The sequence below is a fragment of the Flavobacterium psychrotolerans genome (assembly GCF_003097635.1).
In the GTDB taxonomy this organism is placed as follows: Bacteria; Bacteroidota; Bacteroidia; order Flavobacteriales; family Flavobacteriaceae; genus Flavobacterium; species Flavobacterium psychrotolerans.
The window spans coordinates 14605-29237 of the sequence record NZ_QCZI01000024.1 but is presented as its reverse complement, the minus strand read 5'-3'; the positions used below and the strand labels follow the sequence as shown (position 1 = coordinate 29237).

The window sequence follows — 14633 nt, the reverse complement described above, 5'->3', positions numbered from 1 at the left end:
TATGCAAAAACGCCTGATGCCGTTGGTGTGCCACTGATGGTGATCACGTTTGCTGCCCAAGCTGCGGTTACGCCTGCGGGTAAACCCGTTGCCGCTCCGATGCCTGTGACATTTGTAGTTGCATGTGTGATATTAGTCAAAAGGGTACTGATACACAACGTTGGGGTGCTAGAAGCAGCTGCCACTGTATTAAGTGGTGTCACAGTCACCGAAGACGAAACCACACTCACTGTTTTACACGAAGGCGCTAAAGCTGTAGCATTAATAACATCTCCTACTACCAAAGCCGTTAAACCTGTTTTAGTCCATGCTCCCGAAGATACTGTTGTTGTTCCTTGCGAAACACTTCCTTTAAAAACTTCAATTGTAGTACCATTGACTTCTGTGCTTGTCCCGCTTACAGAAGTAGCACCAGAACAAATAGACGCATTAAGCACGGGAGCAGTTGTAGGAATGGTCGTTGAATAGGTAATAATAATTTGCCCTACGGCTCCATTTCCCCCTTTTCTGTTTGAAGCATCATTACCACCACCACCACCACCACCTGGCGGATTTCCATTAGAACCATTATTGTTATTAGAACCTGCTCCACCAGCTCCGCCTCCAGGACTGGCTCCAGCGCCTCCATTACCCCCACCAGTTAATATACCGGCATTACCTGCAATTCCAGATGCAGTTGTCACATTGCCAAAACACGAAGCAGAAGCACCTCCATTTGTAGGAACTGCCGTAGAGTTATTTACCCCTGGACCTCCACCTACCGCAAGAGTACCTAATGCGTTGGTTGTTGGCGCCGAATTAGTGGCGGCAGTTGAATTAAACCAAGTTTGTATTCCTGGATTTGGAGCAGTCAAACTATTTGCAGGCCCCCCAGCTCCTCCGGTTCCAACACTATAGTAATAAGAACTTCCTGGAACTACCGTGTGAATCCCTTTTGCATAAGCACCACCACCACCTCCAGACCCTCCATTTAAGGTTGCCATAGCGCTATTTCCACCACCTCCTCCTGCTCCCCAAACTTCAATGGTTACCGAAGTAACACAAGCTGGAGCTGTCCAAGTGGTATTGCCAGAAGTGATGACAACCGGTACAGCCTGAGTACTTTGCGAACCAGTAAGGGCTGGCGAACTCAAGGCACCTTCAGTCACGGCAAATACTTTGAAATAGTATATCGTATCAGTAGTAAGACCCGTAATATTTGCATTGACAGCATTTGCTACTACTTGTGTATTGAAAGTATACGTAACGTTATCTGTAGAGGTATAAATGGCATAGCCCACTTCATTAGAGGCATTATCCGTCCAATTCAAAGTCATGGATGTAGTAGCAAGGTTTGAAAAAGTCAAACCAGTCGGCGCAACTGGAACTAAAGGGGTAAAAGTATACGACTTACCGGCCGTTATTGCTGTAGTTTGCGCCGTATTTGGATCACTACCATAAGTAGCGGTATTTGTTGCCGTAGCCACACTAACCATATTTGTCGTAGAAGTACTAAAACCAGCTGAATATCCCCCGTCACCCGTATCTGTGGCTATAGTTCCTCCATAAATAAATTGAATACTTCCAGTTGATTCAGAAAGAATAGTCTGAAATAGCATAGGTGCTGTACTACTGACACTTGCTCCACTAGTATACAAATTCGTTTTCCATTCTACAACTAGGGTTCTATTAGGAGCAGTACCATTAAGGCCATATCTAACATAGCCGTTGGAACCAGTTGTTAAATCTTCCCAATAAGGAGCCATTTTCGGATCTTCGGCTCCATCTGCAAGATTATTGGTAAAATGAGTACTAGTAAGCACAGAACCCAATTTCAAATGACCATTGGTATTTACTCCAAATTGAGTATAACGCGTTCCATTAAACCAAAAATCAAAACCAATATTCGCTATCGCAGAATTGTTATCATCTCGTCCCGTATTTAAAAGAGTTCCCAGACTCGTGTACGTATTTAAACTTACTCCTGTAGTTGCTGTTAGTGAATAAGTCGTGGCACTAATAGTTTGCGCATTAACTTTACTACAAACCGAAACAAACAAAATTAAGAATAAAGATAAAAATGTTTTTCCAGGAAATTTTATTATTAAATAATGTAGAAGTTTTTTCATAGACAAATTTTAATAATTAATACCATTTTAATTGTTTAGGTCATGCATATAAACCCCATCGGAACAAACATTTGATTTTCAACAAACCCAACCGATACTATTGAATAATTCAAATTATAAATTAGTGTAGATTATTATTACCAATGTAGATATTTAAATCCCAATTTTATTAATAAAATCGACGAAAAGAAAAAAAAATCGACGAAAAGAAAAAAATAGCTTTTTTTGTAAGATTTAAATTTCAAAAAAAAATATTTTTAAAATGCTTTATCTTCAATATTTATAAAGATTATGATTCTTAATTACAACATAACAAACCTAAATTCTTATTTTTTTTCATAATGCAAAACTAAAAATTTAATTAACATAAAATAATAAGATCTATTATATTTTACTATTCCTTTATAATTCGATTTTATGACTATAATTCTCACTTTTAAAACATAAATCGACCGCCTCTAGAAGGCTTTTCTTTCCCAGCGAATTTTTCAATTTTGTAGGTTAACGAAAACATGAGATACCGTTTTAAAACTGTGTTTTCTTCATCACGAATTGTAGTTGGAGTTATGGTTCTTGTAGCGCTTTGATTTTGGTCTAAAACATCATAAACCTTTACTTTGGCAATCATTTTTTTATTAAAAAAACTGTAAGCTAAACTGGTGTTCCATAAATAAAAATCCTTCTTGAAACCATCGGCAATATTGGAATTATAGGTATAGCCAAAATCATTCCCAAAAACCCAATTCTTTGGCCAGTAATTCGTGGTTTGAATATTGAAATTATGCAACACATTCGATGCAGAATTTATGGAATAATTCGTGTATTTTGTATCGCTATACGTAAAATTATAGGACGGATTTATGGTCAGCAACTCCCCATACTCGTAGGTAAAATTCACTCTTGGCGTAATCCGTAAGGCATTGGCATCATACAAATTACCGTTTGTGTATCCTTTAAATTTGTTAAGCCCACCATTGGATCCAAAACCAAATTTAAACGTATGCGCTCCGTTTTTATAGGATTTGTCCCAATGCCCGCCAAACCAAGAGTCAAGAGTTCCTGAAACATTTTCATAGGTTGTGGTCCGTTTACCATTTGCATCAAAAACAGTGGAAGACACGACCTGGTTGTCATAATAACTTCCTCCAAAATATAAGGTATAGCCAGAGCGGGTGGCATAGTCATAATCTCTAAAACTAAAAAAGAACATGTGGCTTTTATTCAAATCGAGGTTTGGATTCCCGATAACGGTGTTTAAAGGATCGGCTATGTTTTCTACGGGTAGCAATTGACTCGCCTTGGGGAAAATAACCGAATATTCATAACTCGTCCAAATGGATTTTGATTTCCCAAATTTGAAACTCGCATTAGCATCAACATAAGGAAAAATATAATTTTTACTCAAACTAGTAGTCTTTCCAAGATATAGGGATTGATTGTCGAATTGCGCAATATTGGTTCCTCCAGTGAAATTCAACATGAATTTTTTCTTCTCGATGGCAATGCCTGCTTTTGGCGCAATTAATTTGGCATCAGAGGAAATAGAATTGGATAAATTGTCGTTTGCAACAGAATAGGTTTTGGCAGTAGCATCATAATCAAACGCTTTTCGAACCTCCGAAGATTTATCCGAACGGGCATATACATTCAAGGAAATCCTCAAAGAATCTGTAATGGGTTCTAAATAGGTTATTTCAGACGAATACAAATCCTTTAGATTTCTATTGATTAAACTTTGATTCCGAATGTCCGACGTAGCATTTTGATAAAAAATTGAAGTTGATTTATTTAATGAATTGGCTGTTTCATTGGTATTCTCGTTGTCAAACAAAACATTAACAGACCTCCCCTTTCTTTTAAATGATTTATTGAAATTAATGGAATTACTGAAATTAGTTTTGTCATTTTCATCAAAAGTCTCCGAAGTATTTTCGTTCAGCAATTGGTTGTTTTGATCAACCGAAGATTCCGAGGAACTGACTGCATATTTGTTATTCGCCTTAAGAAATTTTGGAGCAATAAATATTGAAGTTGTGGAATCTATTTTATATTCAAAAGTAAAATTCAAATTATGTCCGTACCGATCTTCATTTGATTTAGAATTCGAGTTTGTGGTAAAATTACCCGTGGGCAATAAATTAATTTGTTTGGTTTTATTCGTGTTTTTAGAATTGGAATTGGTGAAAAAATAACTTCCATTTGAATCAAAATCTTTAAACCATTCGTCTCCATAATTTACCCCTAGCATATTTGATTTTGTAATTCCTTTTCCTCCACCAAAACGCATGTTTCCAATACCATATGAACCATCCCCAAAACTGGAATAGGACACGTTTCTTCCGCCTCCCATATTGTCAAAAACCTCATCCATGGAAAAGCCCGTAGAATTGATATTATTGGAAGACGCCAAAAGACTTATTTTCCTTTTATTCTTAAAATAATTGATTAAGGCGCTGCTTTCATAACGGTCATTGGTACCAAATCCCCCCATGAATTTACCGAACAATCCTTTGTTTTTGTCCTCGTCAATGGTCAAGTTGATGCTGGCATTATTGGAACTCGCCGCTTGTTTGGTCAACTCTTCTTTCTTGGTTTTGGTGTCCGAAATCTGAACCTTATTGATAATATCCGAAGGCAAACTTTGCAAAGCGATTTTTCCGTCTTTGTCAAAAAAAGCTTTTCCGTTAACTAAAACCTGATTCACTTCTTTACCGTTAACGGTGATTTTACCATCGGCAGCAACTTCCACGCCTGGCAATTGTTTCAATAACGTTTCTACATTAGAATCAGGACGCACTTTAAATGAAGAAGCATTAAACTCTAAAGTGTCTTTTTTGATTCGGATGGGCGGCGCCTCACTTTTAATAACGACTTCCCCTAAAACATGTGAGTTTTCAGATAAATGCAAAATTCCAAAATCTTTGCTTTCCATAATTGTAGCAGCTTCTTTTTTATAAGTCTGATAACCGATGTAAGAAATTTTCAGAAAAACAGGAGTGCTAATCTTCTTGGTATTCATTTTAAAAAATCCGTTTTTATCGGTAATCGTATAATCGATTACCGCAGAATCTTTTACCGATGAAAGGTAAACTGTGGCTGATTCCAAAGGAACTTGTGTATTTTTGTCTAGAATTTTACCTTTTACGGTGATGGTGCTTTGAGCAAATGCAGAAAAACTTAGGAATAAAAAGACGAGTAAAGAGTATGATTTTGGCATAAAAAAAATTTCGTTGTTACTATTTTTAAATAATAACAACGAAATAAGTGATTTAGTATGGGAATAAAAATTTTCTTAATAAAACTATAACAATTTTATTTCTCCCTAATGTAAATATCTATCGGAACTCCTGAAAAATCCCAATTTTCACGGATCTTATTTTCCAAGAAACGCTTGTATGCCTCTTTTACATATTGCGGCAAATTGGCAAAAAACACGAACTGTGGAGTCGCTGTTGGCAATTGCATACAATATTTAATTTTTACGTATTTCCCTTTCAATGCAGGTGGCGGATAGCCCTCAATTACTTTCAACATATAATCGTTGAATTTAGAAGTCGGAATTCTCTGTTTTCTGTTTTCGAAAACCTGCACCGTAGTTTCCAAAGCTTTCAACAAACGTTGTTTGGTAATTGCCGAAACAAAAAGAATAGGCACATCGGTAAACGGCATCAATTCTTTTCTTATTTTTTCTTCGTAATCTCGGGTTGACATGGTATCTTTTTCGACCAAATCCCATTTATTGACTAATATGACAACTCCTTTTCTGTTTTTTTCGGCCAACCAAAATATACTTTGATCCTGACCTTCAAAACCACGGGTGGCATCAATAATCAAGATACAAATGTCGGCATGCTCAATGGCTCGAACAGAACGCATCACCGAATAAAATTCCAAATCCTCTTTCACTTTGGCTTTTCGACGAATTCCGGCCGTATCCACCAGGTTGAATTCAAAACCGAAACGGTCAAACTTTGTGTCAATTGCATCACGGGTTGTACCTGCAATATCGGTAACCATGAATCGTTCTTTACCAATCAAAGCATTAATAAAACTGGATTTCCCGGCGTTAGGACGTCCTACAACTGCAAAACGCGGTAGGGCAATTTCTTCTTGGGTTGGTTCCGGTTTTGTTGGAAAAGCATCAATTACGGCATCCAATAAATCCCCGGTTCCACTTCCTGAAATGCTGGCAAAAGTAAAATATTCGCCCAATCCTAAATTATAAAACTCGATAGCGTCTTTTTCGCGCATCGCATTATCTACTTTGTTTACCGCCAATAAAACGGGCTTGGTCACTTTACGCAACAATCTCGCAACGGCATCATCCATGGGTGTAATACCTTCTTCGACATCTACTACAAAAATGATGACATCCGCTTCGTCAATGGCTAATTCGACTTGTTTACGGATTTCCCCTTCAAAAACATCGTCGGAACCGCGTACATACCCACCAGTATCAATCACAGAAAATTCCTTTCCGTTCCATTCGCTTTTTCCGTAGTTTCTATCACGGGTAACTCCCGAAACAGAATCTACTATCGCTTCTCTTCTTTGTATCAACCGATTAAAAAGGGTCGATTTCCCTACATTAGGCCTTCCAACAATGGCAACAATATTACTCATAATCCTTTTTCTAACTATTTACTTTGTCTGTTAATCTACCCTGCAGACTCGGGTTGCAAAGGTAGTGTTTAATAGTGTAATATCCATTATTTTACTATATTAGCTATATCTTAAAATAATTATTCACAAAATTAAGTTATTATGGATGCAACTCATGAAATCCGGCTGCGATTGCGTTTCTACAAAGACATTGACGAAACCATTGCTACGGTGCAGCAAAAATTTAAAGAATACGCCCAAAAAAAATCTCCGGATTTTAAAATAAAAGTCTGTGAGGATCACATTTGGTTTTATATAATTGGATTGAAAAAACAATATTGGTCTCCTCACTTGCATTTGCATTTGGAACCAAAAGGCGAAAAGGAAACACACATCCGCGGTTTATTTGGCCCTGACCCAACGCTATGGACATTTTTTATGTTTCTGCATTTTATCGTAGCGGGGATTTTTACCATTTTTGGAATGATTGCATATTCTAATTATATGCTAAAACAATCGTATATGACGGATTTGGCAGTAATGGCTTTAATGGTTTTCGTTTGGTTTTTGCTCTATTTTATTGCCAGACAAATCCGATTTCAAGGCAATGGGCAAATGGAAGAATTAGAAAAGTTATTCTTGGATATTGTAAAAAAGTAAAACCATAATCAGACCCAATAATTTAAGCCCTTCCTATGCCTTTTTACATTTCATTGACAGTAATAATTGAGCTAGTAAAAACCCGAAAAATCACCTAATTTATACTTTTTTTTAGATAAATAAGCCCTTTAAAACTACGAGTAAAATAGCACCCCTTTTTTGCAATTGAATACAATACTCTCCTTTCATTGCCCAAAAACAACAAACCTGCCCGATTAAATTGGATAGGTTTTTTTAGTTTATTACCTTTTTTCATTGCAATTGTTTTTTGCGATGACGAATGTATTTCTAAATCAACAACAAACGAAGGTGTTTTTTTTACCAAAAAAGACTTATTCACATTCTCTAAACTACACTTTTTTAAACTTTAACGAGATTTTACAGCACTTCAACGAAAACATTTATCTAGATCTCCTTAATGCGCTACTTTTGAAGTAGATAAAAAAACAACTAGAATAAACCACATTAATAATTGTCTTTCAAATTATTAAATCATTGACAAAAAGATTCAAACCAAAAAAAAATTGTCTTACTTAAAAATCAATATAAAAATGGAAAAAAGATATCACAATTCGAATTCGATGGCCAAAATGCTTTTCCTTGTTAGCTTATTTGGTTTGAATACAACTTTTGGACGAACCAAAACCACCTATGAATCAACCAATAGAGATAGGAATGCGGAAGCCAAATTCAGTCCAATTGACGATCTCATTAAACCTGTCAATTCAGCGTTAAAGTTACTACCTGTAAATGAAACCTGCGCAAATAAAACTAAGTCGTCATCCCGAAATTCCAATGCAGCACTTTCAAGCATCAGTCTCTACAAGTTAAGCTTAACGGGCAGCAATGGCGTTTATAGCCAATTAGCAGTAGGATATTCTGCCGATTTTACTTTAGGGGTAGACAGAGGGATTGACGGTTCTAACATAAACAACACCAATTATTTTTGCAGTACCATCATAGAAAGCGCATATTCTATACAGGGGCGGCCAGAATTCACCCCCACCGATATTGTTTCCTTACAATATAAAATAGGCAACGCCAGTACCTATTCCATTTGCATTGACTCATTCGACGGCATATTTAAAACTCAAAGTATCTACATCAAAGATAATTTAACCAATACAATTCATGATTTAAAATCCGGCCCCTATTCATTTTCTTCCGAAGCAGGAAATTTCGCCAGCCGTTTTGAAATCGTGTACCAAAATTTATTGGCTGCACATCAGCCTACATTCAATGAAAAAAGCGTAGTGACTTATAAACAATACCAGGATGTAATGATTACTTCCGGACAAGTAATGCTTTCAAGTGTAAAAATATTTGATAGCTCAGGTCGACTTTTGGTCTCTAAAAACAATATCAATGCTACGCAAACTAAATTATTTACAGGATCAAACCCCGAAGTTTTAATCGTGCAAATCACTTCAACCGAAAACGACATTATTACTAAAAAAATGGCCAATTAAATAGTTCTTTATAAACTGTCTGTGCCCTTTTCTTTGGAAAGTTTTAAACTAATTTAAGATAGCTTTTTATAAATCAATATTCTGTTCTTGTTACCAAAATGGGAAATGATTTTTTGGCTAATTCAAAAATCAAAACGTTATTACAATTATAAATATCCATACGATAAAAAAACCTACTCAAGCAATTGAATAGGTTTTTCTATTTTATAAAAGTCATGCCATTCGGATTAACGTTATACATGCTAAAGAGTTGTGTTTTTAAATATTAAAATTATAAACTAAAAAACTACTGATTATACCCAAATCGTTTCAGCATATTCGCATTGCTTCTCCAGTTTTTATTCACTTTCACGTACAATTCAATGTGAATTTGTTTCCCAAAAAACTTCTCTAAATCGGCACGGGACTCCATACCCACTTTCTTCAAGGCGGCTCCTTTGTGACCGATGATAATTCCTTTTTGGGTTTCGCGTTCCACCATGATAAGGGAACGGATTCGGATGATGTTTTCGTCCTCAAAGAATTCTTCGGTCACGATTTCCACCGCATAAGGAATTTCCTTGCTGTAATTCAACAGGATTTTCTCCCGAATGGTTTCGTTTACGAAGAAACGTTCCGGTTTGTCGGTCAATTGATCTTTTGGATAATAGGCTGGAGATTCCGGCAACAAGGACAAAATTCTGGAGAAAACTTCCGGAACATTAAAATTCTTTAATGCCGATATCGGGAAGATTTCCGCATTTGGCACTTTTGCAGTCCAAAAAGCCACTTGTTCCTCCAGCTGTTCTTGGTTTGAGTTGTCGATTTTGTTCAACAACAACAAAACCGGGATGGTGGCGTGAATGATTTTATTGAAAAAAGCTTCGTCTTTCAATTCCTGTTCACCAATTTCGACCATGTAAATTAAAACATCCGCATCCTCGAAAGCCGATTTCACGAAATTCATCATCGAAGCCTGCATTTCATAGGCGGGCTTGATGATTCCTGGCGTATCGGACAAAATCAACTGAAAATCTTCTCCGTTTACAATCCCGAGGATTCTATGACGCGTGGTTTGTGCTTTAGAAGTGATGATAGACAATCGCTCCCCAACAAACGCATTCATTAATGTTGATTTCCCTACGTTTGGGTTTCCGATGATGTTGACGAATCCTGCTTTATGTGCCATGATATCTTAAATTATAGTAATAATAAAAAAGCCACTCATTGCTGAATGGCTTTGATTTGTAGTCCGCCGAAGCAGAGACTCGAACCTTTGTCCGCCGAGGCGGATATGAGCCCTCCGATTTTTATTGTAAATTTGAAATGAAATTTTTAATAAAATTTCTTCCGATTCCAGTTTTAAGAAATTTCTCTCTCGATAAAGCTTCCGATTTCAGGTTAAAAAATTCAACATAAATCACTTCCCAAAGTCTAAATTTTAGCGTATATCCCTTATTTCCTAGATCATTATGAGATTTGAATCGTTCAAGAAGATTACTTGTAAAGCCAGTATAGTTTTTTTTATATTTTTTTGAATATAAAATATAAACTACAAATTCCTCCATCGCTATTTGTAAAAAAAGCCACTCTTTATGAGTGGCTCTATCTTAGTAGCGGGAACAGGACTCGAACCTGTGACCTTCGGGTTATGAGCCCGACGAGCTGCCTACTGCTCTATCCCGCGCTGTTTCGAGTGCAAATATACAACGAATATCGAGACTCGCAAGTTAAATTTATAATAAAATTTAATTTTCCGTATTTCACTGATAACGTTTTGGTTATAAATATGAAATAGCAGTTCCAATTGGTTTTCCAGTGACAACCAATCAAACTGATACAAACGATTACTCCATGTGTTTAAAATGTTTTTCATTTTTATAGACCAAACTTAGCAAACTTGGCAATACGACCAAAAGTAAAGGCATGGCAATTACAAACCCTCCAATTACGGCAATCGCCAAGGGCTGGTGCATTTCTGAACCTGTACCGATTCCGATGGCTAAAGGCATCAACGCAATTATAGCTCCCAATGCGGTCATTAATTTGGGCCGCAAACGGGTGGAAATGGAATAGATTAAGGATTGATTTACGTTTCTGGTGATTTTAAATGTTTCCCTGAATTGCAAAAAGGTAAAAATGGCGTTCTCACTAATAATCCCAACTATCATAATGATTCCTGTATAGCTTCCCACATCCAAAGCGGTTTTGGTAATGAAAAGCAAAATATAACTTCCCGAAATTCCCAACACAGAAATAAAAAGAATGACAATGGCCACTCTAAAATCCCGAAATAAGAACAAGTTAACGCCAAAAACCAACAAGGAGGAAGCGATTAAAATCATCAACAGTTCTTTGAAGGATTGCTGTTGATCTTTATAAGCTCCGGCATATTCAATATAATACCCATTCGGTAGGTGAATGTTTTTTGAAACTTCAGATTGAATATCATTCATTACACTTCCCAAATCCCGATTATTCAAACGCCCAGTGATAACGCTCATCATTTGGAGGTTTTCCCGCTCTATTTCGGCTTGCCCTTTTTGGGCAGAAATGTCAACCAAACTTGAAATAGGAATGGATTGACCGTTTGGCAAGAACAGCTTCAGTTTTTTGATGTCTTCCAAACTCCTTTTTTCAGAATTTTTATAAATCAACCGAATTGGCGTAACCCGTTCGCTTTCTAACAAACCGCCAATGACGTTGCCTTCAAGAGCCGTTTGCATCTGAAACTGTAAATCGGCTGGCGTTATTCCGTATTGCGCCAACTGTCGGTAATTAGGAACAATATTTATTGATGGGCCAGCCAAAACCTTTCCATCAAAAACATCTGCCGTTCCTTTTACTTTCTCTACAATTTCAGTAATTTTTTTGGCTATTTTTTGTAATTCTTTTTGGTTATTCCCATATACTTTTACTTCAATTGGAGAAACCGAACTCATTAAATCGCCCAACATATCGCCTATCACTTGTCCAAAATCAATGCGTAAGGCAGGTTGCGACGCTTCCACTTTTCGGCGGATTTCATCTATAACCTCAGTAGTTGTTTTGTTTCTTTGTTTTTTTAACTGAATTAAATAATCCCCCCGATTGGGTTCGGTGATAAAAAAACCCATCTGTGTTCCGGTTCGTCGGCTGTAGGCTTCAACTTCGGGAATTTTTATGATTATTTTTTCGACTTCTTTTAGTATCCTGTCCGTTTCCTCCAATGACGTTCCCGGCGGAGATTGATAATCAAAAACAATGCTCCCTTCATCCATTTCCGGTAAAAATCCCGTTTCCAAATTTGGAAGTATGATAAAAATAGACGCCATCAAAACCACACAAAACGAAAGGCTTATGATGGGTCTTTCCATAAAATAAGCCACCCAATTTTGACTTTTCACATTGTGGATTTCCTTTTCGCTTTTAGCTTCCACAACGGCATTTCCTTTTTTTGAAAGCAATAAATAGATTACCGGAAGCAACAGCCAGGTTACAAAAAACGAGCACACCAAGGTAATAATCATGGTGTCGGTTAGAACTTTAAAATAGGAACCTGCGACGCCGCTCATGAGTACAAACGGAATAAAAATCACTATGGTGCTTATTGACGAACCCAACATTGCCGGAAACAAATACTGAATGGCTTTTTGCAAAAGCGAAACCGTTGGCTCCTCCGGATGCTCCTCGTGCGTTCTGTGAATTTGCTCCACAACCACAATGGCATCGTCAATTATCAGTCCCAAGGCGGCAGCGATGGCTCCCAATGTCATGATGTTGAATGTTTGCCCCGTAAAATACAAAACCAACAGCGTCAGACCCAAAGTAACCGGAATTGTTATCAAAATGGTTATGCTGGCCTTAGCCGATTTCAGAAACAAAACAGCGACTATGATGGCCAACAATAATCCGATAAGCAAACTGTCCGTAACGCCTTTGACGGCATCGTTTACAAAACTTGCCTGTTGGTAAAACGGGGTTATTTTAACGTCCTTTGGAAGTATTTTTTTGAGCAATTCCAACTTATCCTGCATGGCATCCGAAATCGAAATCAGGTTGGAATTGGGTTGTTTCAAAACGGCGATTAGAATGCTTTCTTTCCCGTTGGCATTGACTTTTATATATTCCTTGGCTTCTCGGATTTCAACGGAAGCAATGTCTTTTAGGGTAACAATTCCCTTGCCGTTGTTGCGAATGACCAGATTTTCCAATTCGTCTTTTTTATCGACTTGCGCATCGGTAATCGTAAGATACAAATAGCGATAATCCGACAAATACCCATTCGATTTTATGAAATTGGTTTCGTTCATCACTTGGGTAATCGAAGCCGGAGTGATGCCTAGCGCACTCATTTTACTGAAATCGAGCGACAGCCAATATTCTTTTTCTTTTCCACCAATAATCCTGATTTCGCTCACGCCGTCAATTTGGGAAAGAAACGGTTTGATGGTAAAATTGGCGATTTTTTTAAGCTCTATTGCTGATTTTCCTTTGCTTTCGATAGCGTAACCAATCACCGGAAGAATAGAAGGGTTCATTTTTTCGACCGAAATTTGGATGTCTGGCGGAAGATTATTCCTGATTTGATCGATTTTTGATTCAATTCTTGCTTTACCCAAATCCAGGTCGGAATTCCATTCCATAAAAGCCGAAATTTCACAGCTACCCCGACTTGTGGTACTACGAACCGTCTTTAAATCTTGAACTTTTTTGATGGCGTTCTCCAGTGGTTTTGTCACCGTTACCATCATTTTGTCGATGGGCTGCTGACCCGCATCGGCAATGATTTTTATTTTGGGAAACGTGATTTCAGGAAACAAACTGGTTTGCATTTTAGAATACGCAAAAATGCCTCCCAAAACAATTAGAAAGATGATGGAACTTAATCCGTTTTTATGTCTGACAAAAAAGTTTTTCATTAGTAATTTTTTATCACTTTAACCTTAATCGTATCGGCAACTCCATAATTCCCCGTGATAAGAATCCTGTCTTCCCGACTTAAAACCGGCGATAAAATTTCGACCTTATCTTCTGTTTCAATTCCTTTTTGTATTGGAATTTTTATGGCCGTGTTGGCATCAATCATCTTCATGATCCAAAAATCGGTTTCTGTTTCGTTGCTTAAAACGGCGGCTTTCGGCAAAGAAATGGAATTCGTATTTGAAGTTTTGTTGATGCGGACTTTAACAATCAAATTTTCAGGAATATCTTCTTTGCCGTTGACTTTCAGAATCACGTTTTGGGTTTGGGAAGTAGCGTCAACCGTGGGCATGTACTCCTTCACTTTAACTTTTATGGCTTTTCCATCAGGCAAAAAAGCATCAAATGTGGCTCCGACAGAAACATATTTTTTCAGTTCATACGGCAAACTCAAGACTATCGCAAAACTATTGGCATCATTAACTATCGCCAATTGATCGCCATCCTGAACGTAATCGCCCTGTTGCACGTTTATGAAATTCACAAAACCGTTTGAAGTGGCCTTCACCTTTATGTCATCTCCAAAATTCAAACTTGGATCAATTTTGTTGATGGTGTTTCCCAAAACTTTTGATTCGCGGGTTTTTAGTGTAAACAGGACTTTCCCCGAATTCACAAAGTCGTTTGAAGCCACGTTTACCGAACTCAGATAACCCGTTGCATTGGCCTTGATGATGGTTTTTACCAAATAGGTTGCCGTTGCGTTTAACTCGGTATAACTCCGGATTCCAGTAGTATCTATTGAGGTCAAGGTTACCGGAACACTGACGTCTATTGCGGTTTCTGTTTCCGTCTTGCCTTTGCAGGAGAAAAAAAGTGGGATTGCTACAATAAATAAAATTAGTTTTTTCAT

The 14633-nt window shown here is 37.4% G+C and carries 9 protein-coding genes and 1 tRNA gene; 2 read left to right on the top strand and 8 right to left on the bottom strand.

Annotated features, from left to right (window positions below; genetic code table 11):
* The 3 genes from DB895_RS13550 to der form a co-directional block, all read right to left on the bottom strand.
* A partial coding sequence (locus DB895_RS13550) for a beta strand repeat-containing protein (RefSeq protein ID WP_133242682.1) occupies positions 1-2108 on the bottom strand: 2108 nt, incomplete at its 3' end.
* A gap of 436 nt (positions 2109-2544) precedes the next feature.
* A complete protein-coding gene (locus DB895_RS13545) occupies positions 2545-5325 on the bottom strand; it encodes an outer membrane beta-barrel protein (RefSeq protein WP_116725905.1) in 2781 nt (926 codons plus the stop codon).
* A gap of 95 nt (positions 5326-5420) precedes the next feature.
* Positions 5421-6731, bottom strand: coding sequence for a ribosome biogenesis GTPase Der (gene der / locus DB895_RS13540; protein WP_116725904.1), 1311 nt, complete (start codon positions 6729-6731; stop codon positions 5421-5423).
* Between the two features lie 141 nt (positions 6732-6872).
* On the opposite strand from der, the gene DB895_RS13535 reads away from it, so the two are divergent.
* Entirely contained in the window at positions 6873-7370 is a 498-nt protein-coding gene (locus DB895_RS13535) for a hypothetical protein (protein WP_116725903.1), read from the top strand.
* A 551-nt stretch (positions 7371-7921) separates the two neighbouring features.
* A complete protein-coding gene (locus DB895_RS13525) occupies positions 7922-8839 on the top strand; it encodes a T9SS sorting signal type C domain-containing protein (RefSeq protein WP_116725901.1) in 918 nt (305 codons plus the stop codon).
* Between the two features lie 286 nt (positions 8840-9125).
* Here the strand turns inward: DB895_RS13525 and era are convergent, their stop codons facing one another.
* The 5 genes from era to DB895_RS13500 all read right to left on the bottom strand — a co-directional run bounded on the left by era (position 9126) and on the right by DB895_RS13500 (position 14633).
* Entirely contained in the window at positions 9126-10007 is an 882-nt protein-coding gene (gene era, locus DB895_RS13520) for a GTPase Era (RefSeq protein ID WP_116725900.1), read from the bottom strand.
* A 121-nt stretch (positions 10008-10128) separates the two neighbouring features.
* Positions 10129-10386, bottom strand: a complete 258-nt coding sequence (locus tag DB895_RS13515; protein WP_116725899.1) for a GIY-YIG nuclease family protein — start codon at positions 10384-10386, stop codon at positions 10129-10131.
* Positions 10387-10432: 46 nt separating this feature from the next.
* Positions 10433-10505, bottom strand: a tRNA-Met gene (locus DB895_RS13510).
* Between the two features lie 160 nt (positions 10506-10665).
* Positions 10666-13719 carry an efflux RND transporter permease subunit gene (locus tag DB895_RS13505; protein ID WP_116725898.1) on the bottom strand — a complete coding sequence of 1018 codons (3054 nt, stop codon included), beginning with the start codon at positions 13717-13719 and terminating at the stop codon, positions 10666-10668.
* A complete protein-coding gene (locus tag DB895_RS13500; protein ID WP_116725897.1) occupies positions 13719-14633 on the bottom strand; it encodes an efflux RND transporter periplasmic adaptor subunit in 915 nt (304 codons plus the stop codon). Before DB895_RS13500 ends, DB895_RS13505 begins: the two co-directional genes overlap by 1 nt.